Annotated in this window: 18 protein-coding genes and 1 CRISPR repeat array; of the genes, 17 read left to right on the top strand and 1 reads right to left on the bottom strand. The window is 30.7% G+C overall.

Features of this window, described 5'->3' with window-relative positions; genetic code table 11:
• Positions 1 to 200: 200 nt before the first annotated feature.
• The 14 genes from AC2I98_RS03595 (at position 201) to cas2 (ending at position 20,635) form a co-directional block, all read left to right on the top strand.
• Entirely contained in the window at positions 201 to 986 is a 786-nt protein-coding gene (locus tag AC2I98_RS03595) for a hypothetical protein (RefSeq protein WP_280051882.1), read from the top strand.
• Between the two features lie 404 nt (positions 987 to 1,390).
• Positions 1,391 to 2,530 (top strand): DNA cytosine methyltransferase, encoded by a 1,140-nt coding sequence (locus AC2I98_RS03590; protein WP_486413262.1) that lies wholly within the window; start codon positions 1,391 to 1,393, stop codon positions 2,528 to 2,530.
• Positions 2,527 to 3,603 carry an HpaII family restriction endonuclease gene (locus AC2I98_RS03585; RefSeq protein ID WP_486413261.1) on the top strand — a complete coding sequence of 359 codons (1,077 nt, stop codon included), beginning with the start codon at positions 2,527 to 2,529 and terminating at the stop codon, positions 3,601 to 3,603. The genes AC2I98_RS03590 and AC2I98_RS03585 overlap by 4 nt, the downstream gene beginning before the upstream one ends.
• A 264-nt stretch (positions 3,604 to 3,867) precedes the next feature.
• Positions 3,868 to 6,045, top strand: a complete 2,178-nt coding sequence (locus AC2I98_RS03580; protein ID WP_486413260.1) for an ATP-dependent endonuclease — start codon at positions 3,868 to 3,870, stop codon at positions 6,043 to 6,045.
• 14 nt (positions 6,046 to 6,059) lie between these two features.
• Entirely contained in the window at positions 6,060 to 7,949 is a 1,890-nt protein-coding gene (locus AC2I98_RS03575) for a UvrD-helicase domain-containing protein (protein ID WP_486413259.1), read from the top strand.
• A gap of 434 nt (positions 7,950 to 8,383) precedes the next feature.
• Entirely contained in the window at positions 8,384 to 12,277 is a 3,894-nt protein-coding gene (avs4, locus tag AC2I98_RS03570) for an AVAST type 4 anti-phage nuclease Avs4 (protein WP_486413258.1), read from the top strand.
• Positions 12,278 to 12,355: 78 nt separating this feature from the next.
• A complete protein-coding gene (locus AC2I98_RS03565) occupies positions 12,356 to 13,075 on the top strand; it encodes a hypothetical protein (protein ID WP_486413257.1) in 720 nt (239 codons plus the stop codon).
• Positions 13,076 to 13,532: 457 nt separating this feature from the next.
• Positions 13,533 to 13,820: a 7(1) septoil knot domain-containing protein gene (locus tag AC2I98_RS03560; protein ID WP_486413256.1), complete on the top strand. Its 288-nt coding sequence runs from the start codon at positions 13,533 to 13,535 to the stop codon at positions 13,818 to 13,820.
• A 7-nt stretch (positions 13,821 to 13,827) separates the two neighbouring features.
• Complete coding sequence (locus AC2I98_RS03555; RefSeq protein WP_486413255.1) at positions 13,828 to 14,100, top strand: hypothetical protein; 273 nt, start codon at positions 13,828 to 13,830, stop codon at positions 14,098 to 14,100.
• A 185-nt stretch (positions 14,101 to 14,285) separates the two neighbouring features.
• Positions 14,286 to 14,495, top strand: coding sequence for a hypothetical protein (locus AC2I98_RS03550; protein WP_486413254.1), 210 nt, complete (start codon positions 14,286 to 14,288; stop codon positions 14,493 to 14,495).
• A gap of 58 nt (positions 14,496 to 14,553) precedes the next feature.
• The gene (locus tag AC2I98_RS03545) at positions 14,554 to 14,799 is read left to right on the top strand and encodes a hypothetical protein (RefSeq protein ID WP_486413253.1); all 246 of its coding nucleotides are present in this window, start codon (positions 14,554 to 14,556) and stop codon (positions 14,797 to 14,799) included.
• Positions 14,800 to 15,088: 289 nt separating this feature from the next.
• Complete coding sequence (gene cas9 / locus AC2I98_RS03540) at positions 15,089 to 19,399, top strand: type II CRISPR RNA-guided endonuclease Cas9 (RefSeq protein ID WP_486413252.1); 4,311 nt, start codon at positions 15,089 to 15,091, stop codon at positions 19,397 to 19,399.
• A gap of 10 nt (positions 19,400 to 19,409) precedes the next feature.
• Positions 19,410 to 20,300, top strand: a complete 891-nt coding sequence (gene cas1, locus AC2I98_RS03535) for a type II CRISPR-associated endonuclease Cas1 (protein ID WP_486413251.1) — start codon at positions 19,410 to 19,412, stop codon at positions 20,298 to 20,300.
• On the top strand, positions 20,297 to 20,635 hold the full coding sequence (gene cas2 / locus AC2I98_RS03530) for a CRISPR-associated endonuclease Cas2 (RefSeq protein WP_019976178.1): 339 nt from the start codon (positions 20,297 to 20,299) through the stop codon (positions 20,633 to 20,635). The genes cas1 and cas2 overlap by 4 nt, the downstream gene beginning before the upstream one ends.
• Before the next feature lie 106 nt (positions 20,636 to 20,741).
• A CRISPR array of direct repeats spans positions 20,742 to 21,335; the repeat unit is 48 nt; unit sequence GTTGTAACTACTTACGTAAAATTACTAAAAGTGAAAGGAACTCACAAC.
• 31 nt (positions 21,336 to 21,366) lie between these two features.
• On the opposite strand, the gene AC2I98_RS03525 is transcribed toward cas2, so the two are convergent.
• Complete coding sequence (locus AC2I98_RS03525) at positions 21,367 to 21,624, bottom strand: helix-turn-helix domain-containing protein (RefSeq protein WP_486413250.1); 258 nt, start codon at positions 21,622 to 21,624, stop codon at positions 21,367 to 21,369.
• 423 nt (positions 21,625 to 22,047) lie between these two features.
• Between AC2I98_RS03525 and hmpA the strand changes: the two genes are divergently transcribed.
• The 3 genes from hmpA to AC2I98_RS03510 are packed head-to-tail and all read left to right on the top strand — an operon-like array spanning position 22,048 to position 25,147.
• Positions 22,048 to 23,253, top strand: coding sequence for an NO-inducible flavohemoprotein (gene hmpA, locus AC2I98_RS03520; protein WP_486413249.1), 1,206 nt, complete (start codon positions 22,048 to 22,050; stop codon positions 23,251 to 23,253).
• A 45-nt stretch (positions 23,254 to 23,298) separates the two neighbouring features.
• Positions 23,299 to 24,576 carry a chloride channel protein gene (locus AC2I98_RS03515; RefSeq protein WP_221855550.1) on the top strand — a complete coding sequence of 426 codons (1,278 nt, stop codon included), beginning with the start codon at positions 23,299 to 23,301 and terminating at the stop codon, positions 24,574 to 24,576.
• The gene (locus tag AC2I98_RS03510) at positions 24,566 to 25,147 is read left to right on the top strand and encodes a uracil-DNA glycosylase family protein (protein ID WP_486413248.1); all 582 of its coding nucleotides are present in this window, start codon (positions 24,566 to 24,568) and stop codon (positions 25,145 to 25,147) included. Before AC2I98_RS03515 ends, AC2I98_RS03510 begins: the two co-directional genes overlap by 11 nt.
• The last annotated feature ends 21 nt before the right edge of the window (positions 25,148 to 25,168 follow it).

The following is a 25,168-nucleotide window of genomic DNA, read 5'->3' as shown; positions in this document are numbered from 1 at the left end:
AAAGTTCACCTGAGTTTTTTATTTATACGTAAACACATTAAATTAATTAAAGAAAGGGCTTCTATTAGAAGTCTTTGTTTATTTATACAATAATGGTTATAAATTAGATTAATTTATATATTTGTTATTTATACGAAGCTAATGCTATAGTAGTTTCGTAAAAAAAATTATACCAGCAATTTATAAAAACAACCACACAAATGAAAACATGTTTTGTAATCCAGCCATTTGATGGAGATAAATTTGATAAAAGATATAAAGATATTTTTGAACCTGCAATTAAGGAAGCAGGATATGAAGCTTATAGAGTTGATAAAGATAATAGTGTAACAATCCCAATTGAAAATATAGAGACTAAAATACGAGAATGTGATTTTTGTTTTGCAGAAATTTCTACAGATAATCCAAATGTATGGTATGAATTAGGGTATGCCTTTGCTTGTGGTAAAAATATTATCATGGTTTGCTCTGAAGAAAGAGCTGGCAAATTTCCATTTGACATTCAACACAGATTTATAATAACATATAAAACTGGTTCACCAAGTGATTTTACTGACTTGGCTAAAAGAATAACTGCTAAAATTAAAGCTACAGAACATAAGAATAAGGCAGTAGAAACACTACAACAAATTCCTCTTCAAGAAGTAAAAGGACTAAAAAGTCACGAACTAGCTTTGCTAATACTTATTACAGAGAGTACAATATCCAAGAACGATTCAATTTCTGTATACAATCTAAAATCTCAAATGAATAAATCGGGATATACTGACATTGCGACGAGTGTTGGGATAAGAACGCTTGAAAAAATGAAACTAATTGAAACATTTATGTATCAAGATGAATGGAATAATGGACAAGAGTATATTGCATGTAAATTAAGTGAATCAGGTGAAAATTGGATTTTGGAAAACCAAGATCAATTAGAATTTAAATTTGATAAGTCACTGATTCAAAGTGAACCAGATGATGATGATTTACCTTTCTAAAATATTAAAAACTTTAGATAACAAGATATTGCCAAAGGAGAGGCTAAAGTGCTAAATTCAATGTTTCTACTTCTATCACCTCCAAAACGATATAAATTCAACTCATAAAATTCGTTTTGTCTAGCCTCAGTGCAAAATTGAAAGTTTCGGCTTCGATTTTCCCTGCATCACCAATATCCAGAACGTTACATGCAAGCGCATCCAAACTTTGCGCATAAATCCCTAATCTGAAAATCATCGGTTATTTTTTGTAAATTGCAATCAATTATAGAGAAATTGAATTAATGAAAGTTTTGGAAAAAATATCACTTGAGAAAATTAGAAACGATAGAAAAAATCCTATCGTTGACTTTGATGTTAAAGATGCTGTGATAACCCATTATCTTCATAACAATAAAAACGGAGTGTCACAATTTTATAAAAGTGATGCAATCGAATATACCAACGAAATTTTAAAAAATTACGTTTCTGAAGATTACGCAAATTATGTAACTGAAAGTAATTTTCAATTAGAGCTTTTCAACAATGAAAATGTTCCATTTCAACCTATAGAAAATCCCAAATTCAAGTTTATAGATTTATTTGCTGGAATTGGAGGTTTCCGATTAGCATTACAAAATCTCGGAGGGAAATGTGTTTTTACAAGCGAATGGGATAAACAAGCACAAAAAACATATCGTGCTAATTTTGGTGAAACTCCATTTGGTGATATTACAAAAGAAGAAACTAAACAATATATTCCAGACAGATTCGATGTCCTTTGCGCAGGTTTTCCTTGTCAAGCGTTTTCAATTGCTGGTAAACGTGGAGGATTTGAAGATACAAGAGGAACATTATTTTTCGATGTAGCTGAAATTATCAAACTAAAACAACCAAAAGCATTTTTTTTAGAAAATGTAAAAGGTCTTAGAAGCCACGATAAAGGGAAAACTTTAGAAACAATTTTAAATGTTTTACGAAACGATTTAGGGTATTTTGTTCCAGAACCTCAAATCGTTAATGCTAAAGATTTTGGCGTTCCACAAAATAGAGAACGTATCTATATTGTTGGTTTTCATCCAGATTCGTGCGTTGATAATTTCAATTACCCAAAACCAACGAATCAAAATGCAACTTTCGCAGACGTGAAAGAAGAGAATGTTGTTGAAACTAAATATTATTTATCAACTCAATATCTTCAAACGCTTGTTAATCATAAAGCAAGACACGAAAACAAAGGAAATGGTTTTGGTTACGAGATTATCAAAGATAATCAAACAGCAAACGCTGTTGTTTGTGGAGGAATGGGACGTGAAAGAAATTTAGTTTTAGACCATAGAATTACTGATTTCACTCCGACAACAAAAATCAAAGGAGAAGTAAATCGTGAAGGCATCCGTAAAATGACTCCAAGAGAATGGGCTAGATTACAAGGTTTTCCAGATAATTATATCATTCCAGTTGCTGACGCATCAGCTTACAAGCAGTTCGGCAACTCCGTTGCCGTACCAGCTATTCAAGCAACTGCTAACGAAATTATTAAACTAATGCTGAAAACTAAATGATAACTGGAAATAAAGGGGAATGGAGCGAAGTTTATGCGCTTCTTAAAATTATTGCTGATAAACAATTATTTGCTGGAGATAGTGATTTAAATAAAATTGAATCATTAATATTTCCAATTATTAAAGTTTTAAGAGATGAGTCAAATGGAACTTTCGAGTTTTCATATGAAAATGATATTGTTTTAATTAAAAATGAAGAAGAAGAATTTAGAATTTCAATCTCAAATTTTCAAGAAAATGCAAGTTTGCTCTTACAAAAATTAAAAGAAAAAACAAATGCTACTTTTTCAATTCCTGAAATTGAAGCATTTATTAATTCATACCAAAGTCAATCAATTAAAGCTAAATCTTCAGTAAAAAGCGATATTAAAATTGTTATTCACGACCAAAGAACTGGAACGAATCCCGAATTAGGTTTTAGTATAAAATCACAATTAGGTGGAGCTTCTACTTTATTAAATGCTGGAAAAACTACTAATTTCATATACGAAATCAAAAACATAAATTTATCTGAAGAACAAATTAATTCGATAAATTCAATTGATACAAGAAGTAAAATCAAAGATAGAATTGAAGAAATTTATTCATTAGGTGGTTCTTTGAGTTTTATTAAAACCGAAAGTTCAATTTTTGGAAATAATTTAATTTTAATTGATTCTGCATTACCAAAAATCGTTTCGGAAACACTTAAAAAATTCTTTACTTCCAGCTTATCAAAAAGCATCGAACTAATAAATTGTGTTACAGAAACAAATCCTTTGAACTTTGATTTAGAGAATAATCATCCTTTTTACAAATATAAATTCAAACGATTTATAACGGATATTGCACTTGGGATGATGCCATCAAAAGTTTGGACTGGACAACTTGATGCAACTGGAGGATATCTAGTTGTAAAAGAAGATGGCGAAGTTTTGTGTTATCATATTTATAACCGAAACGAGTTTGAAGATTATCTTTATTCAAATACAAAGTTTGAAACTGCAAGTAGCTCGAGACACGATTTCGGAAGTATTTATAAAGAAAATGATAAACTTTATTTCAAATTGAACTTACAAATTAGATTTCTATAAAAGCGCCAGCATGTAACATGTGTAACTGTTGCACAACTCCAATTTACAGTAAAAACAGAATATATGACCTCGTTTAAACCTTTTTAAGCGAGGTTTTTGTTTTTTTTACGTGAAACCGTAATTTATTGTGAAATGGTTGTTGTATGTTTGGAATAATATAACGGAAGAGCAGATATAGGTATTTAACGAAACTTTTCTATCATTTACTTTGTAAATTACGATGTTATGGGAAATGCTACCAACACTACTCATTTAAAATAAACCATGAAAATTGACTTTGTAAGAATCAAAAATTTTAGAAAACTTAAAAATTGTAAAATTGAGTTTTCCGATAAAGAAACAATATTTGTTGGTGCAAACAATAGTGGAAAAACTACTGCTATGGATGCGCTTATAACTTTCCTTGGACGTAAACAATTTAAGACTCAAGATTTTACTATTACAAATTGGACTGAGTTAAAAAAAATTGCTGAAAATTGGGTTACTACAGAAACACTAGAAGAGGAAGAAAAAAAAAATAAAATGCTAGAGCCTCATTTACCTTCGCTAGATTTGTGGTTTAATGTTGATATTTCAGAGTTAAGATACGTAAGTCATATAATTCCGACATTAGATTGGAGTGGAGGTTTAATAGGTTTAAGACTTATTTTACAGCCAAAAAACTTAGAATTATTAGTTGAAGAATATGTACTTGCGAGAAAAAAAGTTGTAGACTTAACAACAAAGGCAGGTAAAAATATAGAGCTTTGGCCTGCAGATTTTTGGCAGTTTTGCGAAAAGAAATTGAATACTTTATTTGAGGTAAAATCATATCTATTAGACCCAGAAAAACATGACGAGGAACAAAGCATTTCAGACAAAAATATCGAACTTGATGGAAATCCTCTAAATGGACTAATTAAAATAAGTACGATAAATGCTCAACGGGGATTTAGTGACGCAAATTCTGACAATCCAGATTTAAATGGTACTAAATCATTATCTTCTCAACTTCGTTCATATTATGAAAGCCATTTAAATCCATCAAATGACCCTAATGAACAAGATCTAGTAGCAATTGAAAAATTAAATGATGCTCAAAATACTTTTGATAAAAACTTAACTTCAAGTTTTAAAGCACCTCTTAAAGAATTAGAAGTTTTAAATTATCCTGGTTTTGGAAATCCCCAAATTACATTATCATCTCTTATTAAAGCCACTGATGGACTAGATCATGAATCAGCAGTAAGGTATAATTTATTAGAAGGATTATCCTTACCAGAAAAATACAATGGACTTGGCTATCAGAACTTAATTTCTATCGTTTTTAAATTGATTGGATACCGCGATGAATGGATGAGGAAAGGTAAAAAGACATTTGAAAATGATGATATTATAGAACCAATTCACTTAGTACTAATTGAGGAACCAGAAGCTCATTTACATGCACAAGTACAACAAGTTTTTATAAAGAAAGCGTATGAAATATTAAGAAATCATGAAAATTTAGGTAAAAATAAAGAGTTTACTACACAATTAGTAATCAGTACACATTCTAGTTATATAGCTCATCAAAAATTTGAAAGTTTAAGATACTTTAAAAGAAATAATACTGCTAATTCAACACCTACTACAGATGTATTGAGTTTAAAATCTGTGTTTGATTCTACCATTAAAAAAGAAAAAGAAACTGAAAAATTTGTAATAAGGTACCTAAATACAACACACAATGATTTATTTTTTGCAGATGCAGCTATTTTAGTTGAAGGTCCAGCAGAAAGAATGCTTATACCACATTTTATAAAAAATCACCATAAAGTTCTTGATAGTTGTTATATAACTATTTTAGAAATTGGAGGAAGTCATGCTCATAGGTTAAAACCACTTATAGAAAAATTAGGTTTAGCTACTTTAATAATCACAGACCTTGATTCACAAGAAAAATATACGGATAATTCGGAAAAACCTTCAAAGGAAAAATATAAGAAATGTCAACCAAAAACAGGTGTAAAGCAAATTACTAATAATGATACTTTAAAAAATTGGAATCCCAATTTAACTAATATTGATGATTTAATCAGTCTAAAGTTAGAGGATAAGCTATTAAAAGATTATCCTATTAGAGTTGCCTATCAAACGGAAGTTGATATCGTAGGAGTAAAAGTTTATCCATATACATTTGAAGATGCTCTTGTATTAGAAAATATTGAAAAATTTAAAGCTCTTAAAGCAACTTCAGGTTTATTAAAAAAGATGGTTCAAGCTGTTAATGAACCTAATATTATCAATTCGGCTACAAAGGCTTATGAAGCTATAAACAGTAGTGGTGTAAAGAAGGCTGAATTTGCACTTGACATAATGTATCTTGAAGCTCCTGAAGAGTTAAATGTACCAACATATATAAAAGAAGGTTTAGATTGGTTGGTGAATTTTTTACAGCCAATAAAAAATATTGTTGAATAAGGAATTCCATTAAAATGATAGCAGAAAACAACGATATTGATATAAAAGTTGACGAAGATATTTTCAACTGTTTAAATCCAAAATCATTAAAAAGTTTTTTCCTTTTTGCAGGAGCTGGTTCTGGGAAAACAAGAACCTTGGTTAATGTATTAACTAAATTTAAAGAATCATACGGTTATGATTATAAAATACGCAATAAAAAAATTGCAATAATTACTTATACAAATGCAGCAGCTGATGAAATTAATCATAGACTATCGTATGATTCAATATTTGAAGTCAGTACAATACATAGTTTCTGTTGGGAGTTAATTAAAAACTTTACAACAGATATAAAAAAATGGATTAAGCAAGATTTAGATGAATCCATAATAGATATTGAAGATAAATTGTCAAGAGCACGAGATCTTAATAATAAAACAGCCATCTCGAATAGAAAAAAATTAGAATCGAAGAAAAAACGATTAATCGCTTTACTATCTATTTCTAAATTTGTATATAATCCAAATGGTGATAATTACACGAAAGCATCATTAAATCACTCTGAAGTTATTTCTATTGCATGTTCATTTCTAACGTCGAAAGATTTATTTAAACAAATTTTGATTAACAAGTATCCAATTGTATTAATTGATGAAAGTCAAGATACCAAAAAAGATTTAATTGAGGCTTTATTTATAGTTCAATCTCAATATAAAAATTCATTTATGTTGGGATTGTTTGGTGATACTATGCAACGTATATATAGTGATGGTAAAGAAAGACTTGGTGAAGACTTACCTGAAGATTGGATAAAACCAATAAAGCAAATGAATCACAGGTCAAAATCTAGAATTATTGAATTGAACAATAAAATAAGAAAGGATATTGATGAACAACAACAATTATCTCGTGTTGAAAATACTGGAGGCACAGTTAAATTATTCATAGTTAATCGCGGTATAAATAAAATAGAGACTGAAGAATCAATTAAACATAAAATGGCTGTTTTTACAGGCGACAAAAAATGGATTGACAAATCAATTCCGAAAGATAAAAATGAAGTTCCAGTAAAAGCTCTTACACTAGAGCATCATATGGCAGCTATAAGAATGGGGTTTGAGAACTTTTTCACCCCACTATATAATGTTGACAGATTAAAGCAAGGTTTATTAGAAGGAACTCTATCTCCTGTTAACTTCTTTACAAAGACAATTTTGCCTTTATATAATGCCCATAAAGAAGGGGATAAATTTGAAATCTTCAATATCGTAAAGCGTGATTCACCAACATTCGATAAACAATATATAATTAAAGAAACAGATAAAAAAGCAATTCTAAATAATGCTAAAACTAATGTCGATAAATTATTAAAACTATGGGAAAATAATAATCAGCCAACTTTAAAAGAAATAATCTTAGAGGTTTTCAAAACAGGAATTTTCAATATTCCAAACGAACTTAAAATTTCTATTGAAAGGTTAAAAAGCGAAGGTGAAGAAGAAAATGAAAATGATGATGAAGCATTATTGGCTTGGGATTTAGCTCTTGATGCTAATTTTGTCGAAATAATTAATTATAATGATTACATATCTGACAGTTCTAACTTCGGTACACATCAAGGCGTTAAAGGTTTGGAATTCGAAAGAGTAATGGTAATAGTTGATGATGAAGAATCTAGAGGGTTTATGTTTAGTTATGACAAACTTTTTGGAATAAAAGAGTTAACAAAAGGAGATAAAGATAATATTGCGGTAGGAAAAGAAACTGGAATAGATCGTACATCAAGACTTTTCTATGTGGCATGTAGTAGAGCAAAAAAAAGTCTAGCAATTGTTGCTTACACAGACCAACCAGAGCAACTAAAAACAAATTTGTTGAAGTTAAAATGGTTTGATGAAAATGAAATAGAATTAATCAAATAAGCATTTGGAAACAGTTACACAACTCCAATTTTGGTACAAAAACAAAAAATAGTATAAATAACAACCTATTTAAAATCGATTTTAGCGAGGTTTTTTTTACGTAAAACCGTAATTTGTTGTTAAACAATTGTTGTATGTTTGGTAGTAATTTTGTAGAACTAAACTATATTTTACTTCGTAAAATACGATGATGTGACGCAATTCTCCGCTATGCTACGAATCGCGTCACATCGGTTGACGGATTACATCCGATAATGTACACATTTCATCGCTATCGCTCCGAACTGCGTACATCATCGAATTTGCTAAATAAAAAATACACGCAACTTCGTTGCTATATTTTTTACTGTCGCAAATCCGTCAACCGTTACCTGCAAGTGTAAGGACGCCCCATATAACCGAACAATAACAAAAGATAGAATGAACACAAACACATGAACTGGAAAATTTTTAGTTTGAAATATGATAAACGAGAGACGTGGGCATTCGAACAAATGTCTTATTTGCTATTTTGTGCTGAGTTCAAAAGTAGAATTGGACTATTTCGTTACAAAAATCAAACAGGAATTGAAACAGAACCTATAGAAAAAGAAGGAAAATTCTATGGTTTTCAATCTAAATACTACACTACTTTAATCGCTGACAATAAAGACGACATTATTGATTCAATTAAAAAAGCTAAATCCAAAAACAAGCAATTAGACGAATTATATCTCTACATCAACCAAGAACTTTCAGAAAGCACCACTAAAAGCAAAAAGAAACCTCAATACCAATTAGACATTGAAAAAGTCGCTAAGTCAGAAGGAATAAATATTCTATGGCGAGTTCCCAGTCATTTTGAATTACAATTGTCTCTGCCTGACAACAAATACATCAATGACATTTTTTTCAACCTTGACCCAAACGAAGGAGATTTACTTGATGAAATTTCTAAACACAACGAGAATATTTTACAAGCAATTCAGACAGAAATATCATTCGGAGGCAAACAAATTAAAATTGACCGAGGTTCTGTTGTTGAAGCAATAGCAAACGCTGCCCAAAAGAAAAAAAATATCATTATTTCAGGCGAAGGAGGTTGCGGTAAAACCGCAATTTTCAAGGAGTTTTATAACTCTTATTTTAAGGAAATACCAATTTGTGTTTTTAAAGCAAATGAACTTAATGTAAACCACATTAACGATGTATTTCATTTAGACCACAAATTTACATTTACACAATTTCTAAATGCTTACAAAGATGAACCTCTCAAAATATTTGTAATTGATTCAGCAGAAAAACTTGCAGAGATTTCCAACAACGATATTCTTGCTTTATTTATTCAAAAGTTAAAAGAGAACGCTTGGAACATCATATTTACAACACGCTACGCTTATCTTAACGATTTGACTTTTCTCATAAAAGAGAATTATCAGTTGCCATTTGAAGTGAATGATGTTTGTTTGATTGGAATTGATAAATTAAAATCAATAGCTGACGAATTCAAATTCTCACTTCCCGACAATCAAAAATTCTTAGAACGACTTAGAAACTTGTTTTATTTAAGAGAATATGTTCAACAATATTCAAACATTGACAGGCAAGGAAATTATAAGGGATTTATTGACTTGCTTTGGAAAAAACGAATACAAAACACTGTCCAGAAAGATAACCTACATCTTGAAAGAGAAAAATGCATCATCAACATTTCCAAACAAAGATGTGAAACAGGACGATTCTATATCAATGCCGATAGCTTAACACAATCAGCTTTATTCCAATTAAAGCAAGACGAAATTCTTGGTTATGACGAAACTCATAATGGATATTTCATTACTCACGACATTTATGAAGAGTGGACGTTGGATAAAATCGTTTCCCGTAGTTTTTCAAATTATTCAAACGTAAACGAGTTTTTTGACGATTTAGGAAATTCATTACCCATTCGCAGAGCATTTAGATTGTGGTTATCTGACCATTTATCTGAAAACAGTAAGGAAATAGAAGGCTTTATTCAAAGTGCTTTTACAAATGTTAATGTTACTCAATTTTGGAAAGATGAAATTTTAATTTCCGTTTTGCTTTCAGATTATTCAGAGACATTCTTTAAGTTTTTTGAGAAGGAAATCATTGCAAATGATTTTAAGATACTTAAACGAATTTTGTTTCTATTAAGAGTTGCTTGTACGGAGGTTTCATCTGTTCAAAATATTGAAACGATAAAACCCAAAGGAAAAGGTTGGGAAGAAATAATTGTACTTATTTACAAACACCAATCTGATTTTTTTGACAGCAACTTAAAACTTATTTTGTCAATTTTAAACGACTGGTGCGATTTCAATAAAAAAGGTGAAACAACCAAATATGCAGGATTGTTAGCACTAAGTATAATACAAAAGACCGAAATAGAAAAAAACTTCTACATTCATGATAATGCAGAAGAAAATATTTTGAAAGTAATTTTCAATGCTGCCTATGAACTAAAAACTGAACTAAAAGAAATATTTGACAAAGTAATTTCTAATATATGGACAGAACACAGTGACCCATACGAAGGACTTTGCTCTAAAATTTTAGATAAACCATATATAGCAACAGAATTAATTAAAACACTTCCGCTATCTGTAATTCAACTATGTGGTTTATTTTGGAAAAAGAGGAAAAGAAAAGGGGATAATTTTAGCTATGATAGAGGTAGCATGGAAAGTAAATATGGATTAGTTGATGAATATAGATTCAATTACTTTCCTTCAAGTGCTAATCAAACACCAATAAAATGGTTATTACAAATAGAATTCTACAAAACGCTTGATTTTATCATAGATTTTACGAATAGGGCTGTTGAATCTTATAGTAAATCTGATTATGGAAAAGAAGATGTCGTAAAAGTCACATTACACATTAATGAAACGGAAGTAACACAGTATTTGAGTGGTGCTATATGGAGTATGTATCGTGGCAATGGAAGCCCTGTTGTTCCACACGTATTGCAGTCAATACATATGGCATTAGAAAAAACTCTTTTAGAATTTTCTCAAATATTAAAGTCAGAAATAATTCAGAATATACTTCTTAGAATTCTTAATCAATCGAAATCTACTTCTCTTACCTCTGTTGTTTGTAGTGTTGTGCTTGCAAATCCTGATAAGTTCTATGATGTTGCATTGATTTTATTCAAAACAATAGAATTGTTTCATTTGGATACATTAAGATGCACAAACGAATTCCAAGCAAAATCGCTGTATTCAATAGGATATGGAATGGATAAAATTACAGATATTTTATATACGGATGAAAGATTGAAAACTTGCGAGGATAAACATAGAAACTCAAATTTGGAATCTTTGTTTTTGAATTATCAGCTTTTTGGCGTAAAAGGATTTGCAGAAGAACAAAACACTGAATTCATCGAAAAATTATATACGATAATTGATCAACATAAATCAAACGCTTCAACAAGTAAATCTTACGGAATTTTGTTGGCAAGAATGGACAGACGAAATCTGATACCAAAAGTATCACAACATGACGACAACCATTTACGAATAGAATTTAGTCCCAAAGAACTTTCTGATGAATTTAAAAAGGAAAGCGAAGAAGCATTAAATCAGTTCCAAGATGTTTTTAAATATTCTTCGCTAAAAATGTGGGCAGATTTTTTGATTGGCGCGAGAAATCAAACCAAAACCACAAAACAAGAGCAATATGAGAACAATCCTCTTTTAGCTTTATCAGAAACAAAACAACTTGCTGAAGAACTGAAAACGGGACGAAACGGGATAGATATGTTTGATTATTCTATACCTGCGTTTTCGTGTTCTAAATTATTAATTGAGCATAAAGACAAACTATCAGAAGAAGATAAGGCTTTTTGCAAAGAAATTATTCATTCTTCTCTGTCTAATCTTTTTGACGATAATTACGATTACCAAATAAGTGATGGTGTTGAAGCCTCTATTCATGCAATTCCATCATTAGTAAAAGAATACCCTGATGAAATAGAAAACTATGTTTCTATATTGGTTTTAACTCTTTTCGATAAAACATCTCTTGGTGCTTACAAAAGAATATGTGATTACGTTATTGAAACAATTCACAAATCAAAATTATGGGAACAAAATTCAAAAGTCGCACAATCAATTTTATTCGGATATGTAAAACTCAAACCTATTTATAAAAATGTTGTTACGGAAATAAGGAAAAAACAAGGTTGGGGACGAATTTCTAAAAGTTCGATATTAGAAGAATTAGAGAAGAAAAATGCTGATTTCACATTTGAAAATATATCATTTGAAATAAATGATTTTACCTCACTTGACATTCATGCTTTGGAAATAGTTCTTTAATTAATTCCTTCAAACACGAAAGATAAAATCCACTTAGACATTTATGCGAAAGTATTGCCATCATTGGCTCCACAGTTATTGAAAGATAGAAGAAGTTATAAAGACGATTCAGGAAATGACACTAACATTTACATGTTACGCCAACATATTTTCAAAAATTTCGCTTATTTCATTTTACAAAGAGAAGAAAGTGAAATTGACGTATTCTTAAAACCATTTATAGATTCGTTTTCTTCAACAGAAGAAACAGCCGCTTTTATTAGTGAATTAGTAAGTGGAGAAGATTACCTAAACAAATATGAACAATTTTGGCACATTTGGAACAGTCTATATCCTAAAATAAAAGAACTATGCAATAACCCTCGCAGCTATCATCTAAAAGAAATTATTATAAATTATTTCTTTGCATGGCGATGGTGGCGTGAAGGTATTGAAGAATGGCGTAGCTTAAAAAAAGAGAATTTATCTCTATATACAAACGCTTCAAAAGAAATGGGCAACATTCCAGCTGTATTGTATTCTATTGTCAAAGTTTTAAATTCCATTGGAGCTAAATTTCAGGACGAAGGTGTTGAATGGATTCATACAATTGTGTCAACCAACAAATCGTTACAGCTTGACGATTTGGAATCAAACACTTTATACTACCTTGAGAAGTTTTTAAGAAAGTATGTTTTCATCAACAGACAAAAAATAAAAGAAGAAATTAAATTAAAAAACAAAATAATTCCAATACTTGACTTTATGATTGAACGAGGTTCTATTCATGGTTATTTATTGCGAGAAAGTATTTTATGACACAAGTAGAAACACCAGCTGCCAACATCGGTGACTAGTCCACAACTTTAATTTTAGGTATAAAAACACAAAATAGTATAAATAGTGACCTCTTTAAAAGTGTTTTTAAGCGAGGTTTTTAATTTTTACGTTTAACCGTAATTTATTGTGAGATGGCTGTTGTATGTTTGGAATAATTTTACGAAATGTAGATATAGGTGTTTTTTACGAAACTTGACTATATTTTACTTCGTAAATTACGATGATGTGACGCAATTCTCCGCTATGCTACGAATCGCGTCACATCGGTTGACGGATTACATCCGATAATGTACACATTTCATCGCTATCGCTCCGAACTGCGTACATCATCGAATTTGCTAAATAAAAAATACACGCAACTTCGTTGCTATATTTTTTACTGTCGCAAATCCGTCAACCGTTATATGCAATTTTTCAACAAAACTTTAAATATTATATGGCTCTTATCAAAATAAAAGAATCTAGAAGTGCTTCAGATTTTTTAGTATGCGAAGTTTCATCAAGAAGTGTTGCAGACTTATTAGTTTGCAAAGTAGAATCTAGAAGTGCCGCAAGAGGAAATGATCATTTATGGTGTTTTATAGAATCATCTTCTGTTGCTGATTCAAAAATCTGCTTTGTTTCATCAAGGTCTGTTGCAAACTTATTGATTTGTTATGTAAGCTCAAGAAGTGTTGCAGGATGGAGAAAAGAGCATCCATTAAAGGGTAAAATAGGAAAATAATATAAATATGAAAAAAAGCTACTTAATTGGCTATGATTTAAACAAATCAGGTCAGGATTACACAAAACTAATTGATGAAATTAAAAAACTCGGTACTTGGTGGCATTGTTTAGACAGTACTTTTATAATAAAATCATCATCAACTGCTGTTATAATTAGGGACCATTTAAAAAAATACATTGACTCAAATGATGAATTACTAGTGGTTGCTTTAACAGGTGAAGGAGCTTGGACAGGTTTTAGCACAGAATGTTCAAATTGGCTTAAAGAAAATTTATAAAACTGCATATAACAAGGGTAGCTGTTGCACAACTCCAATTTTAGGTACAAAAATGTAAAATAGTATAAATATCAACCTCTTTAGAAGCAATTTTAGGGAGGTTTTTTGTTTTTACGCAATAAGATATACAATATAGTTTTGTTTGTATATTTGAGTTCACATTTTACGAAAATAAGCTATAAATAATGTTAGATAAACATATGACTGTACGTGAAGGAAAAACTGATAATATATACTGGATCGAATTTTCTACAGAAAATAATTTGATGGAAAAGTTTGTTTCCGAATTTCAAAAATTTATAGTCAATAAGAATCTAGCTGTAATTGCTTTTGATAGTGATTGTATGATTTTAACCGAAGAAGAAATTAATCGGGGCTGGAAATTTGAAAATTAAATTGCCTATTTCGACAATCTAAATATCGTGGAACTTAACGAACCAATATTTGACATTTATGATCAATGGTTTATTCTCAAAAATAATTATCGAATTAACTAATTCTGATATTTTTGTAAATTATTCTGGCTTTACCATTGATGTCTCAAACACTAAAGATTTACTTAATAAAAACATTGCTTTACGCTTTTGGAAAACTATAAGAGATGAAGATGTAGAAAAATTCATTTTGAATGGTGACAATTTTTCTTTTGGTTCAATTAATGAAAATGATATTATTGAAATCAAAAAAGCTTGGTGCTAACATATGTAACTGTTTCACAGTTCCAATTTTTGGTACAAAACGAAAAATATTATTAATAACAACCTCTTTAAAAAGCGATTTTAAGGAGGTTTTTTTGTTTTACACAATAAGAAAAATAAAAAAAGCCCCGAAGATAGTCGAGGCGCTAAATGTTTTCACAACGGAATAATCCTTATTGTGAGTTCCTTTCAATACAAATATAGATATAAAATATTTATATATGATTACGTGAAACCGTAATTGTGTAAATTATTTTTGATGTAATTTAATACGCAAAAGAGAAATAATCATGGCTAAAAATATACTTGGATTGGATTTAGGAACAAACTCCATTGGTTGGGCGTTGGTACAGCAAGACTTTGAAAACAAAGAAGGAAATATTCTTGGAATGGGAAGTAGGATTATTCCGATGTCGCAAGATATTTTAGGGGAATTCGGTAAGGGGAATTCTATTTCTCAAACTGCTGAACGTACTGGTTATCGTGGTGTCCGTCGGTTGAGAGAACGACATTTATTACGTCGTGAGCGTTTGCACCGAGTTTTGCATTTGTTGGGTTTCTTGCCAAAACATTATGATGAAAAAATAGATTTTACAAAACGTTTTGGGAAATTCATTAACCAAGCCGAACCTAAATTGGCTTTTGATAGTGAATTTCTTTTTAAAGATTCTTTCCATGAAATGTTAGCTGATTTTAAACAAAATCAACCAGAGTTTTTGAAAGATAAAAATGGAGAAGATTGTTTAGTTCCTTATGATTGGACGATTTATTATTTACGTAAAAAAGCATTAACGCAAAAAATTGAGAAAGAAGAATTAGCTTGGTTGATTCTTAATTTTAATCAAAAACGTGGTTATTATCAATTAAGAGGTGAGGAAGAGGAAGAAAATCCGAACAAATTGGTGGGATTTCATTCTTTGAAAATCGTTGATGTTATTCCCGATGCTGAAACAAATAAAAAAGGAGAGACTTGGTATTCTTTGCATTTAGAAAATGGTTGGGTATATCGCCGTTCTTCTAAAATTTCATTAGCGGATTGGAAAGATAAAGTTCGAGATTTTATTGTTACGACCGATTTAAACGATGATGGTTCTGAAAAATTGGATAAAGATGGAATTGTGAAACGTAGCTTTCGTGCACCAAGTGCGGATGATTGGACTTTGTTGAAAAAGAAAACAGAAAAAGATATTGATAACTCTAATAAAACTGTTGGAACTTATATTTACGACAATCTTTTATTGAACCCAAAACAAAAAATAAAAGGAAAAATGGTTCGTACCATCGAACGTAAGTTTTACAAGCAAGAATTAGAACAAATTTTAAAAACTCAAAAAGAATTTCATTCAGAATTACAAAGTGAAAATTTGCTACAAGATTGTGTTCGAGAATTGTATCGAAATAATGAACAACATCAACAAATGTTAGAAGCTAAAGATTTTGTGCATTTGTTTCTAAATGATATTATTTTCTATCAACGTCCTTTGAGAAGTCAAAAATCCAGTATATCGAATTGTACTTTGGAATTTAGAAAATCGAAAAATGAAAATGGTGAAGAAGTTATTCATCGTTTAAAAGTAATTGCAAAATCGAATCCATATTATCAGGAATTTAGATTGTTACAATGGGTGCAAAATTTAGCAATTTATACAAAAGATGATGATAAAAATGTAACAAACGAATTTCTAAATTCTACTCAAGATTGGGAGGATTTATTGAGATGGCTACATTCTAAAAAAGAAATTAAACAGGATGCTTTAATTAAGTTTTTGATTGAAAAAAAAGGTTTAAAAGGCAAAGCTTTAACTATTGAAGTAGCAAAATATCGTTGGAATTATGTTCAGGACAAAGATTACCCTGGTAATGAAACCCGATATTTAATTCAATCTCGTTTGGATAAAGTTGAATATGCACCTAAGGATTTTTTAACTTATGAAAATGAAATGGCTTTGTGGCACATCATTTATTCGGTAAACGATAAAATTGAGTACGAAAAAGCCTTAAAATCTTTTGCCAACAAAAAAGGTTTGGACGAAGTAACTTTTGTTGAAGCGTTTAAGAAATTCCCGCCTTTTAAAAGTGATTACGGAAGTTTTTCTGAAAAAGCAATCAAGAAATTATTGCCTTTGATGCGTTTTGGAACGCAATGGAATTGGGATAATATCGATCAAAATTCTAAAGAAAGAATTGGAAAAATATTGACAGGCGAATATGATGAAAACATCAAAGGTCGTGTTCGCGAAAAAGCAAGACATCTCAATACTGAAACCGATTTTCAAGCTTTGCCTTTGTGGTTGGTGCAATACGTAGTTTACGGAAGACATTCTGAAGCTGATATTGCAGGTAAATGGAATTCGGTGGATGATTTAAAGCAATTTTTAGATGACTTTAAACAACATTCGCTTCGTAATCCTATTGTAGAGCAAGTGATTACTGAAACGTTGCGTGTGGTAAAAGATATTTGGAATTTTTATGGAAAAGGTGCTAAAGATTTCTTCTCTGAAATTCATATCGAGCTGGGGCGTGAAATGAAAAATACGGCTGATGAACGCAAGCGTATTACTACAATGGTTACGGATAACGAAAACACCAATTTGCGTATCAAAGCTTTGTTGGCTGAAATGGCTTTGGATCAAAATGTAGATAATGTTCGTCCATATTCTCCAATGCAACAAGAAATTTTGAAAATCTATGAAGAAGGTGTTTTGAATGCTGAAGAAAATATTGATGATGATATTCTGAAAATTAGTAAAACGGCTCAACCTTCTGCTACAGATTTAAAGCGTTACAAATTGTGGTTAGAACAAAAATATCGTTCGCCTTATACAGGTCAAATGATTCCTTTGAATAAGCTGTTTACACCTGAATATGAGATTGAACACATCATTCCGCAAAGTCGCTATTTTGATGATAGTATGAGCAATAAAGTGATTTGTGAAGCAGCGGTGAATAAACTTAAAGACAATCAAATTGGTTTGGTTTTCATTAAGAATCATCACGGAGAAGTTGTGGATTGCGGAATGGGAAAACAAGTGAAGATTTTGGAAGTTTCCGATTATGAGGATTTTGTAAAACAAAATTACAATAAAAACAGAGGAAAACGTAATAAGTTGTTATTGGAAGATATTCCTGAGAAAATGATTGAACGTCAACTAAATGATACACGTTACATCAGCAAATATATTACGCAAGTGTTATCGAATATTGTTCGTGATGATAAAGAAGGTAGTAAAGATGATGGTGTAAATTCTAAAAATATTGTTACTGGAAACGGAAAAATTACCACAAGACTTAAACAAGATTGGGGATTGAATGACGTTTGGAATGATTTGGTTTTACCTCGTTTTGAACGAATGAATACATTGACTAATTCAAATGATTTTACATCAAAAAATACACATGGAAAAACAATTCCAACAGTTCCAATTGAGTTATCCAAAGGTTTTTCTAAAAAACGTATCGATCATCGTCATCACGCAATGGATGCGTTGGTAATTGCCTGTGCAACGAGAGATCACGTGAATTTGTTGAATAACGAAAGTTCAAAATCGGATACAAAACGTTATGATTTGAATAGGAAATTAAGAAAATACGAGAAAGTAGCTTACAATGATCCCAAAACAGGCGAACGAATTGAGAAAGAAGTTCCAAAAGACTTCATTAAACCTTGGGAGACCTTTACCGAAGATACGCGAACTTCGTTAGAAAATATTGTAATTAGTTTCAAGCAAAATCTACGAGTTATCAATAAAGCAACCAATTATTATGAAAAAATTGAGAATGGGAAAAAAGTAAAAGTTGAACAAAAGGGAATAAATTGGGCTGTAAGAAAAGCTTTGCATAAAGAAACCGTTTCTGGACAAGTGCATTTGGATAGAATAAAAGTTGCAAAAGGTAAAATATTAACGGCTACTCGTAAAACTTTGGATGCCTCTTTTAATGAAAAAACAATTGAGTCAATTACGGATACAGGGATTCAAAAGATTTTATTGAATTATTTAAAATCAAAAGATAACAATCCAGAGGTTGCATTTTCACCAGAAGGAATAGAAGAATTAAATAAAAATATTAGGCTATATAATGATGGAAAAGCACATCAACCTATTTTGAAAGTTCGTGTTTTTGAGCAAGGAAGCAAATTTACTTTAGGTGAGACGGGAAATAAAACCACTAAGTTTGTAGAAGCAGCAAAGGGTACTAATCTATTTTTCGGAATTTATGAAGACAAATTAGGTAAGAGAAGCTACGAAACCATTCCATTAAATATTGTCATCGAAAGACAAAAACAAGGTCTGCAAGCTGTTCCCGAAACCAATGAGAAAGGGAATCAATTGTTGTTTACGTTATCTCCAAATGATTTGGTTTACGTTCCTGAAGAAGGAGTTTTTGATGAGAATAATATCAAGGTAGATAGGATTTATAAGGTGGTGAGTTTTTCTACCTATCAATGTTTTTTTGTAAGAAATGATGTTTCTACTTCTGTAGTTAATAAGGTTGAATATTCCGCTTTAAATAAAATGGAAAAATCTATTGACAACATAATGATAAAAGAAAATTGCGTCAAACTGAATGTAGACCGTTTAGGAAAGATTTCAAAAGCTTAAATAATTAATTATGCTAAAACGTACCATTTACATTGGCAATCCATCTTATTTGAAATTGAAAGATAATCAATTGAAAATAGAAGATGCGACAACCAAAGAAATCAAAGGATCTGTACCGATTGAAGATTTAGGTTTTTTGGTATTGGATCATTATCAAATTACCCTAAGTCATCAACTTATAGTGATGTTACAACAAAATAATGTGGCGATTATTAGTTGTGATGAAAGTCATATGCCTTTGGGATTGATGTTGCCGATGAATGGACACGTGGAGCATAGTGAACGATTGAAACATCAAATTAATGTTTCAGAGCCTTTGCGCAAACAGTTGTGGAAACAAACGATAGAAGCTAAAATTTATCAACAGAAAGCATTGTTGAGTAAGTTTGGTTTTGTAGAGGAGCCAATGCAGAATTATCTAACGAATGTAAAATCGGGCGATTCTACTAATATGGAAGGAATTGCTGCACAATATTATTGGAAACAGTTATTTGAAAATTTTACGCGTGAAAGAGATGGAGATGCGCCTAATAATTTTCTGAATTTTGGATATGCTATTCTTCGAAGTATGGTTGCAAGAGCTTTAGTGAGTTCTGGATTAAATCCTACAATTGGTATTTTTCATCGTAATAAATATAATCCGTATTGTTTGGCAGATGATATAATGGAACCTTATCGACCTTATGTTGATGAATTGGTCTTAGAATGGATGAATAAGCCTTTTCGACCGACTGAAATGAATAAAGATGCTAAGGCACATTTATTACAAATAGCAACAAAAGATGTGAAAATAGATGGTTTGAAAAGACCTTTGTTGGTAGCGATAAGCTCTACAACAAGTTCTTTGTATAAGTGTATGATAGGGGAGCAGCGTGTGATTCGTTTTCCTGAAATGACATGAGTTTTAGTCGTTATAATGCTTATCGTATTATGTGGGTTTTAGTTTTGTTTGATTTGCCAACAGAAACAAAAAAGCAAAGAAGTCAAGCTACTCGTTTTAGAAAAGAGTTAATAGACGATGGGTTTACTATGTTTCAATTTTCGATTTATTTGAGACATTGTCCAAGTAAAGAAAATGCAGAGGTACATATAAGACGAACAAAATCTAAATTGCCAGAATTTGGTAAAGTTGGAATAATTTGTATTACGGATAAACAATTTGGACAAATGGAAATATTTTTCTCCAAAAAAGAAACCGATTTACCAACAGGTCCACAACAATTAGAATTATTTTAGGAATAAAAAAATCCGATAGAAAACTCAACTTCTATCGGATTTTACTTTTTTTCTCATTTCTAAATTTCATCTCAAACCCTTTTATATAAAGGACTTTTAAAATGAGGTTGTAACTACTTACGTAAAATTACTAAAAGTGAAAGGAACTCACAACACGTAGACGGCACGTTAACAATAGATAGGGGTTGTAACTACTTACGTAAAATTACTAAAAGTGAAAGGAACTCACAACGCGTTGTGGTGGTTGATGTTTAAACTTTGGGTTGTAACTACTTACGTAAAATTACTAAAAGTGAAAGGAACTCACAACATGTGATTCATAGTTATAATATTTAATCAAGTTGTAACTACTTACGTAAAATTACTAAAAGTGAAAGGAACTCACAACATTTCGAAATTAGAAATCGATTTGAACGTAGTTGTAACTACTTACGTAAAATTACTAAAAGTGAAAGGAACTCACAACTAAAAGTGGCAAAAAGAATAATTTAAAAATGTTGTAACTACTTACGTAAAATTACTAAAAGTGAAAGGAACTCACAACAGCGTGAACGTACAACTTTCCCGTTGCATAGTTGTAACTACTTACGTAAAATTACTAAAAGTGAAAGGAACTCACAACTACGAATTCGGTAACCCATTTTTGGTGCTGGTTGTAACTACTTACGTAAAATTACTAAAAGTGAAAGGAATTTAATAGTTTTTAATCATAAATTCCACAAAAAAAGCTCTTATCCAAGAGCTTTTTTATTAAAGAAATGTTTGGGATAATAGTACTTTTTACCGAGTTTAAAACAAGGAATCGTCTTGTTTCTCCTCATGCGATACAACGTTTTGTCACTAACGTTAAGTAGCCTTTGCACATCTGCACTGTCGTAGAATCCGTGATCTTTGTCCGTGGGTTGTATATTCGTAATTAATTCTACTAAAAGAAGTTTTAACTCGTTGCTATCCTTCTCTTTTTGTGTAAAAAAGTAAGTGTTTTGCATACGTTTTAATTTGCTTAATTTCAGTAAGATACATATTTTAATTAAATAAAACAAATGATAAGAGGAAGTAGGGATAGGGGGATTTGTTTGTATTTCTTCTTTTCATTTTTTGCTCATCCAAAAAACATTTGAAATTAAAAGGAGGAGCCATGGTATGGCTCAGGTATTTTAAATAAATTATTTCCATAAAGTTGGCAACTCGATTTGCTCAAACGAAATGGTTGTAAAAATCAATGGTTTTCTATCCATGCAAATGATAAGAAAGTTAGAGTGAGAAGTTATTCATATTAGTGTGGTAACAACGATTAGTATATTATTAATTCTTGAAAACTTCTTACGATCTGGAGATTTAGTTAAAACTTATGACTGTACTCATAAGTATCGTTTCTTTTGAGTAAGTAGTTTTGCAAGCAAATTTTAATTATGCTTACAGATCAACATAAAGAAATCATTTTAGCAACTGTCCCTTTATTAAGAGAAAGTGGTGTTGCTCTAACTAAACATTTTTATACTCGAATGTTTACTCATCATCCAGAATTAAAAAACCTGTTTAATATGGGAAATCAAAATTCAGGAAAACAGCAAACAGCTTTGGCTATGGCTGTATTGGCTTATGCTGAAAATATTGCGAATCCAGTTGTATTAATGCCAGTTGTAGATATGATTGGACACAAACATACAAGTTTAAATATTCAACCCGAACAATACGATATTGTAGGAACACATTTATTGGCTTCTATTAAAGAAGTTTTACAAGATGCTGCAACCAATGAAGTGCTTGAAGCATGGAGATTAGCGTATAACCAATTGGCTAATTTGATGATTGGTCATGAACAGAAAATGTATGAAAGTAAAAAAGAAGAAGCTGGTAACTGGCTAGGTTGGCGCACATTTATTGTGAAAAGTAAGGTTGAAGAATCCGCCGAAATTACTTCGTTTTACTTAAAACCAAAAGATGGAAAAGCTCTTCCAAATCATTTAGCAGGACAATATTTAAGTATCAAAATATTTTTACCCGAAATGAATCTTGAACAAATACGCCAATATAGTATTTCTTGTGCTCCAAATGATGAATACTTTCGTATTTCTGTGAAACGTGAAAAAGGTACGAATATCGCAGTAAATGGAATGATTAGTAACTATTTACATGATTATATTTTTGAAGGTGACGAATTGGAATTGAGCGCTCCTACAGGAAACTTCGTGTTACAAGAAACGAAAAACAAGAAGATATTTATTAGTGGAGGAATCGGTCAAACTCCTTTATTGTCTATGTTAGAAACTTTGGATTTAAACGAAAAAGTACAACATGATGTTGTTTGGATACACGCATGTCGCAATAAAGAAGTGCATGCATTTGCAGATAAAATAAAACTTATTCAAAACAATCATCCTAATGTAAGTAAATATCAATTTTACGATTATATAGAAGAGTCTATTGCAGATTCAAGTGTTTTGAAAGGTCATATTGATTTTAAAAAGATTGAAGACTGGAAGTTTGATAAAGATTCTGAATATTATGTGTGTGGACCACGCCCTTTTATTAAAAAAATGATTGAAGAACTAGAAATAAATCAAGTCAATAAAGAACAAATTTTCTTTGAAGAATTTGGACCAAAATCGTTATAATCAATAATTAAAATATGGAGAAGCAATGCTTCTCCTTTTACATGTATGAATTTTAAAAATCATGTATCAAAAAAAAACTATCGATGGGTTAAATGGAGTAGAATAGTTCTTTGTTCTATTTTAGTCGGAGTTTCTGTAGGTTTGCTTACCTTAATGTTTAAAAATTTAGTAGAACAATATGAGCATTTACTTTTAGATAAAGCAAAAAAAAATAATTTATTCTTTGTTATTTTTCCATTTATAGGATTGACATTGATTTATTTTTTGCGCCAGTTTGTTTTTAATAAAAAGAAAAATAAAGGTATTACTGAAGTATTGGAAGCTTTACGCTCTCAAAAAAAGATTCCTTCTTATAAAGTTTTTTCACATTTTTTTAATGGATTTCTTACCGTTATTTTTGGAGGAACAACAGGAATCGAAGTTTCCACTGTTGTTGCTACAGCTACTTTGGGTGATATGGCTTCCCGAAAAGATGTCATTTTCAAAAAATATCGTAAAGAATTTATGGGAGCTGCAATTGCGAGCGGGGTCACTATTTTATTTTGTAGTCCGTTGGCAGGAATCTTCTTTTCCTATGAAACGATAGGGAAACAAAAAAGCAACGTTTTTTGGTTTACACACATTCTTAGTGTTACATTTTCAACTATTATTCTATTTTTAATGAATGCTCATCCTTTGATAGATCTTAGTCAGCGTGTAAAAGAATGGCATTATGAAGCAATACCATTTTTCATTATTTTATGTGGTTCAACAAGTATTTATGGTGTATACATGACGCGAATAGTCACCTATTCAAAGCGTATTTTATTATTTGAAAACCAACCCATACTTCAATTACTAATAGGTTCTATATTGTTGGGAATCGTTTTATATTTTTTACCCGAATTATATGGGTCTGGTTATCATACTATTGCTGAGTTAACCAAAGAAACAAATTATGTTGTAGAATTTGCTCTACTTGCATTATTTCTGGTAATTATAAAGCCGTTTACAACTGGATTTACTTTAAAACTGGGAGGTGACGGCGGTGTTTTTGCTCCGAGTATTTTTGCTGGTGCATGCTTGGGTTTACTTGTAGGTGTTTTAACTAAAGTATATTTTATGCCTGATGTAATTGTTTTGAACTTTATAATATTGGGTGTAGCATTTACAGTAGCTGCGACTTTACATGCTCCATTTACAGCCATATTTTTAACTTTCGGAATTTTTAATTCTTACGTTTTATGGTTCCCGATTGTTGTATTAACTTTTATTAGTTATCTTTTATCAAAAAAAATATATCCTTATACTGTTTATACATTAATATTAAAAAATGACAAATAATTTTGATAAATTAATAGAGGAAGTTCGTGCATGTAAAGTCTGCGAACCTTTTTTGCCATTAGGTGCAAATCCTATTGTACAAGCAAATCCTATGTCTAAAATTGCTATTATTGGGCAAGCTCCAGGTTTAAAAGTTCATGAGACAGGTGTACCTTGGAACGATGCAAGCGGAAATGAATTGCGTAAATGGTTAAATGTAACAGTAGATCAATTTTATAATCCCGAACTTTTTGCATTATTACCCATAGGATTTTGTTATCCGGGAAAAGGGAAATCTGGAGATTTACCTCCAAGAAAAGAATGTGCACCTCTATGGCATACTCGTTTATTAGATGAAATGAAAGAAATACAGCTGATTTTATTAATTGGTCAGTATTCCCAAAAATATTATTTGAAGAATAAAATGAACAAAAATATTACTGAAAACATTTTAAATTTTAACGATTATTTGCCTGATTATTTTCCTTTGCCTCATCCGTCGCCACGAAATTTTATTTGGATGAATAAAAATCCTTGGTTCAAAGAAAATGTGTTACCTGAATTAAAAAATAGAGTTAAAAATATTTTATAAATAAGTACTTTTGGGTATATT

The sequence above is a fragment of the Empedobacter sp. EJD.6dd genome, assembly GCF_057369435.1.
The sequence above is the reverse complement of the archived record's forward strand: the minus strand, read 5'-3'. Positions and strand labels throughout refer to the sequence as shown.

Excerpts from the sequence above, each read along its gene's own strand:
- AC2I98_RS03585 (WP_486413261.1), top strand. The coding sequence starts at position 2,527 with ATGATAACTGGAAATAAAGGGGAATGGAGCGAAGTTTATGCGCTTCTT.
- hmpA (WP_486413249.1), top strand. The coding sequence starts at position 22,048 with ATGCTTACAGATCAACATAAAGAAATCATTTTAGCAACTGTCCCTTTA.
- AC2I98_RS03580 (WP_486413260.1), top strand. The coding sequence starts at position 3,868 with ATGAAAATTGACTTTGTAAGAATCAAAAATTTTAGAAAACTTAAAAAT.
- AC2I98_RS03560 (WP_486413256.1), top strand. The coding sequence starts at position 13,533 with ATGGCTCTTATCAAAATAAAAGAATCTAGAAGTGCTTCAGATTTTTTA.
- cas1 (WP_486413251.1), top strand. The coding sequence starts at position 19,410 with ATGCTAAAACGTACCATTTACATTGGCAATCCATCTTATTTGAAATTG.
- avs4 (WP_486413258.1), top strand. The coding sequence starts at position 8,384 with ATGAACTGGAAAATTTTTAGTTTGAAATATGATAAACGAGAGACGTGG.
- AC2I98_RS03510 (WP_486413248.1), top strand. The coding sequence starts at position 24,566 with ATGACAAATAATTTTGATAAATTAATAGAGGAAGTTCGTGCATGTAAA.
- AC2I98_RS03515 (WP_221855550.1), top strand. The coding sequence starts at position 23,299 with ATGAATTTTAAAAATCATGTATCAAAAAAAAACTATCGATGGGTTAAA.
- cas2 (WP_019976178.1), top strand. The coding sequence starts at position 20,297 with ATGAGTTTTAGTCGTTATAATGCTTATCGTATTATGTGGGTTTTAGTT.
- AC2I98_RS03555 (WP_486413255.1), top strand. The coding sequence starts at position 13,828 with ATGAAAAAAAGCTACTTAATTGGCTATGATTTAAACAAATCAGGTCAG.
- AC2I98_RS03595 (WP_280051882.1), top strand. The coding sequence starts at position 201 with ATGAAAACATGTTTTGTAATCCAGCCATTTGATGGAGATAAATTTGAT.
- AC2I98_RS03550 (WP_486413254.1), top strand. The coding sequence starts at position 14,286 with ATGTTAGATAAACATATGACTGTACGTGAAGGAAAAACTGATAATATA.
- AC2I98_RS03525 (WP_486413250.1), bottom strand. The coding sequence starts at position 21,624 with ATGCAAAACACTTACTTTTTTACACAAAAAGAGAAGGATAGCAACGAG.
- AC2I98_RS03575 (WP_486413259.1), top strand. The coding sequence starts at position 6,060 with ATGATAGCAGAAAACAACGATATTGATATAAAAGTTGACGAAGATATT.
- AC2I98_RS03545 (WP_486413253.1), top strand. The coding sequence starts at position 14,554 with ATGATCAATGGTTTATTCTCAAAAATAATTATCGAATTAACTAATTCT.
- cas9 (WP_486413252.1), top strand. The coding sequence starts at position 15,089 with ATGGCTAAAAATATACTTGGATTGGATTTAGGAACAAACTCCATTGGT.